This window comes from Stenotrophomonas sp. SrG (genome assembly GCF_050031795.1).
In the GTDB taxonomy this organism is placed as follows: domain Bacteria; phylum Pseudomonadota; class Gammaproteobacteria; order Xanthomonadales; family Xanthomonadaceae; genus Stenotrophomonas; species Stenotrophomonas rhizophila_A.
This window is the reverse complement of record NZ_JBNBBE010001635.1, coordinates 1-232: the sequence shown is the minus strand read 5'-3', so window position 1 is coordinate 232 and position 232 is coordinate 1. Positions and strand designations below refer to the sequence as shown.

General features: G+C 69.8%; 1 protein-coding gene. It reads right to left on the bottom strand.

Annotated elements, in window-relative coordinates:
- Positions 1-175: BON domain-containing protein (locus ACQG3P_RS24910; RefSeq protein ID WP_426806540.1), on the bottom strand; the 175-nt coding region annotated here is incomplete at its 3' end.
- Positions 176-232: the final 57 nt, after the last annotated feature.

Below are 232 nucleotides of genomic sequence, written 5' to 3'. Positions count from 1 at the left end.
CGTCCACTCTCTTGACGCCCTTGCTCATCTTGGGCGGGGCCATGGCATGGACATGCGCGGCCTTGGTCGCGACGGTGCCCGACAGCGATACCTCGCCGTGCACGGGTTCCACCTTTACTTCCGTGGCGGGAACCGTGCTGCTCGCCCGCAGGTCCCGCGTGACGTGGGTGGTGATGCAGGTGTCGGTGACCGGCTCGGGGGACTCATGCGTGGCCGCGGGGGGCCTGGGCGC